Source organism: Rhizobium sp. 01T444, from assembly GCF_056398305.1.
This window is the reverse complement of record NZ_JBFTPD010000152.1, coordinates 1-756: the sequence shown is the minus strand read 5'-3', so window position 1 is coordinate 756 and position 756 is coordinate 1. Positions and strand designations below refer to the sequence as shown.

2 protein-coding genes are annotated in these 756 nt (G+C 62.7%); both read right to left on the bottom strand.

What is annotated here, in order from left to right:
• A partial coding sequence (locus tag AC1DTN_RS37680; protein ID WP_477925226.1) for a flagellar biosynthetic protein FliQ occupies nt 1–113 on the bottom strand: 113 nt, incomplete at its 3' end.
• Between the two features lie 40 nt (nt 114–153).
• Nucleotides 154–756: flagellar type III secretion system pore protein FliP (fliP, locus tag AC1DTN_RS37675; protein WP_477925225.1), on the bottom strand; the 603-nt coding region annotated here is incomplete at its 5' end.

Sequence of the window (756 nt, the reverse complement as noted above, 5' to 3'; positions counted from 1 at the left end):
TCGTTGATCTGCGTGGCCGCCTGGAAGATGCTGATGACCAGGCCGATGATCAGCGCCACCAGCAGCAGGGGCGCGCCCAGCAGCAGCGAAATCTCGATGGCCCGGTAGCCCATGGTCATGACGGTTTCGGGGGTCATTCGGATTCTCCGCAAGCTATTGGTAGAAGCTCTGGGCCAGCGCGCCGATCAGCAACTGCCAGCCGTCGGCCAGCACGAAGAGCATCAGCTTGAAGGGCAGGGCGATGGTGGCCGGCGGCACCATCATCATGCCCATGGACATCAGCACGCTCGCCACCACCAGGTCGATGATCAGGAACGGAATGAAGATGGTGAAGCCGATCTGGAACGCCGTCTTGAGCTCGCTGATCACGAAGGAAGGCAGCAGGATGCGCAGCGGCACGTCTTCCGGCCCCTGCATGTCGGGCACCTTGGCCAGCTTCGCGAACAGCGCGAGGTCGCTCTCGCGCGTCTGCTTGAGCATGAAGGTCTTGAAGGGCGCGATGCCGAGATCGAGCGCCTTTTCGGCGCTGATCTTGTTCTCAGAGAAGGGCTTGTAGGCCTCGCTGTAGGCCTTGTCGAGCACGGGCGACATCACGAAGAAGGTCAGGAAGAGCGACAGCCCCACCAGCACCTGGTTGGGCGGCGATGACTGCGTGCCGATAGCCGTGCGCATCAGGCCCAGCACGATCAGGATGCGCGTGAAGCTGGTCATCGACAGCAGCAGCGCGGGCAGGAAGGACAGCGAGGTCAGCAGCAC